The following is a 2,900-nucleotide window of genomic DNA, read 5'->3' on the forward strand; positions in this document are numbered from 1 at the left end:
AGAGCACGCTCTTCTTCTTTTATCCGCGGACAGGTATAGCAATACTTTTGCTCCCCCGTCTTATAGTACAAACAGCATTGGTTCTTGATCCGCACTTTGGCTTGCGGATCACGCATATCCTCGATCCAGCGTACCTTCACCTTAAATGGATTTTTTTGCAATCCAAAGCTCTCGCCTTCCAACTGATTACAGAGGACATCGTAGTCAGCCCTTACTTGCTGCTTGATGCTATCCTGTTCTACCAACGCCACAAAAGCATCCGTATAGTAATTGAACTTCGTTGGGAACTGTCCCCAAAGCATTGCTTCGGGGTTTCCCGTTACCTTTGCAAGAGTCGTGAGCAACGGGTTCAGGAGGTCTCGGAAATACGCGCGATAGCATTCCTTCAGCCAGATTGTACGCTCTGCTTCGCTCGTAGGCGCTTCTACGATCTCATACGCCGGGATCACGAAGGCGAATTGCGGATAATCATCCTCGTAAAACAATTCAATCGTCATATGATCCAGCGTCATCGTAAGTGCACGGTTCCAGACAGAAATCAAGTACGAAAGACCGAGTGAAGGGCTCGTGAGCCAACTGCTGATGTAAGTACCAGCAGCAGTCAGCTCATGTGCCTTGATTAGCGGAGCATAGATTTGTACGAGCTCATTCATATGTGTCGGGTCTACCAAATCTCTTGCCTTCATGGAAAATAAGGCATTGGGTCTCTTTTTTGAAGTAATATCAAACCGCTGTGCGATAAAATCGTCATCCCATTCTAGCATCACGATCTCCCCCTCTATTCGTTATCTAGAAAAAACGCTGTTTGACTGGTCGAGGTACGTGCCAAACTGTGCTTGATACAGTCTGCTATAGATGCCTTCACGAGCCAAGAGCTGATCATGGCTTCCTTGCTCGGTAATGCCTTGTTCCGTTACAACGATGATTCGATCGGCATTTTTAATGGTAGCCAGTCTGTGTGCGATGACCAATGTCGTACGTCCTTTGGACAATTCCTGCAAGGACTGCTGGATCGCCGCCTCCGTTTCGGTATCAAGTGCAGAAGTAGCTTCATCCAAAATCAGAATCGGCGGGTTTTTCAAGAACATGCGCGCAATCGCCAGTCTTTGTTTTTGACCGCCGGACAATTTGACTCCGCGTTCACCAATAATCGTCTCCAGACCAGCAGGCTGAGAACGGATAAACTCTTCTAGTTTAGCCAGACGTGCTGCTTCCCAGATCTCTTCCTCTGAAGCGTTTAGTTTTCCGTACACGATATTTTCGCGAATTGTCCCTGAAAAGAGGAACACATCTTGCTGAACGATCCCGATTTGGCTGCGCAATGACGCTAGCGTGATTTGACGGATATCCATTCCATCAATGGAGATGCTGCCCCCGTCGATCTCATAAAATCTCGGCAGGAGGCTGCACAACGTAGTTTTTCCTGCTCCAGAAGGGCCTACAAACGCAATGGTCTCGCCCGCCCGGATATTCAAATCAATGTTTTGCAAAACAGAAGACTCTTGGTCGTAGCTAAACGAAACATTCTTGTACGAGATATCGCCCTTCAACGACTCTACCTGGATCGCATCTGGAGCATCCGAAATATCTGGTGCTGTGTCCATGATTTCGATGTAGCGCTTGAAGCCGGCAATTCCTTTCGGATAGCTCTCGATAATCGCATTAATTTTTTCCAACGGACGGAAAAATACATTCGTTAACAGTAAGAAAGCGACAAATTCACCATAGGTCAACTCACCTTGAATCACAAACCAGCTGCCGCAAATCAGGACAAACAAATTGACTAAACGCATCAAGACGTAGCTGACGGAAATATTTTGGGCCATAATTTTGTAGGACAACAGCTTGGTGATCCGAAAACGCTGGTTGTTCTCAGCAAATCTTTTGTTTTCAAATTGCTCGTTGGCAAAAGCTTGGACGACGCGCATTCCGCCTACGTTGTCCTCAACACGTGCGTTGAAATCCGCCATGTCGCCGTACAGACGATGGAACGCTCTCGTCATTTTACGGTTGAAGTGAACAACGAAGAATATCAAGAGCGGAATCACCAAAAACGTAAGCAGTGCCATTTCTTCATTTATATTGTACATCAGGAGAAAAGCACCGATCAGCGTCATCACGGCGATAAACAGATCTTCTGGACCGTGGTGCGCGACCTCCCCGATCTCCATCAAGTCATTCGTTAGGCGAGATAACAGATGCCCCGTCTTGGTATTATCGAAAAAACGGAAAGAGAGCTTTTGAATATGGTCGTACAGCTTCTTGCGCATATCCGTCTCGATATTAATTCCAAGCATATGTCCCCAGTACGTGACGACATAGTTCATCCCGGCGTTAAGACCATACAAGGCCAAAAGTCCAATGCACGCCCACACGATCATGTTCCAATCCTTACTTGGAAGTAATTGATCGACAACCATGTTCACTGCAAGCGGAAATCCCAACTCCAACAAGGCAACGAACACTGCACACGTGAAGTCGAGGATGAATAATCCACGATAAGGCCGATAGTAAGAAAAAAATCTGCGAAGCATTGAAGCAGCAACTCCTCTCTCTCAAGAACAACATCAATCAAGTATTTGATTTTGAAAATCATTTTCATTATATATGGATTTGACTTTTATATCGATGTTTTATTGGAATTTTTTTCTTCACGGAGCACATTGGCAGAAAAAAAACGGTTCGAACCTCCTTATCCATCAAGGAATGAGAGGCTCGAACCTGAATTTCACCTAGCGTAAATCTTGATAAGCAGGCACCCCACCTGCCCATTTGGCAGAGAGGATCGTATTGACAACCGCTTCCGCCAGCACTTCGACACTCAGCGTTCCGACGAGATTGACCGAAGCCTCCACGCCCCCTGTGGCGATGGCAAAAATCGTATCTCCATCACTCATCGT

At 46.4% G+C, this 2,900-nt stretch carries 2 protein-coding genes and 1 pseudogene; all 3 read right to left on the minus strand.

From position 1 onward, the window contains the following. A partial coding sequence (locus C7R94_RS27995) for a Fe-S oxidoreductase (RefSeq protein ID WP_106785839.1) occupies nt 1–764 on the minus strand: 764 nt, incomplete at its 3' end. Nucleotides 765–785: 21 nt separating this feature from the next. Next, the gene (locus C7R94_RS28000) at nt 786–2,534 is read right to left on the minus strand and encodes an ABC transporter ATP-binding protein (protein ID WP_106785840.1); all 1,749 of its coding nucleotides are present in this window, start codon (nt 2,532–2,534) and stop codon (nt 786–788) included. Between the two features lie 198 nt (nt 2,535–2,732). After that, nucleotides 2,733–2,900, minus strand: a pseudogene (locus tag C7R94_RS28005) (P1 family peptidase); the annotation flags it as partial.

The sequence above is a fragment of the Brevibacillus sp. NRRL NRS-603 genome (assembly GCF_003013445.1).
GTDB lineage: Bacteria > Bacillota > Bacilli > Brevibacillales > Brevibacillaceae > Brevibacillus > Brevibacillus formosus.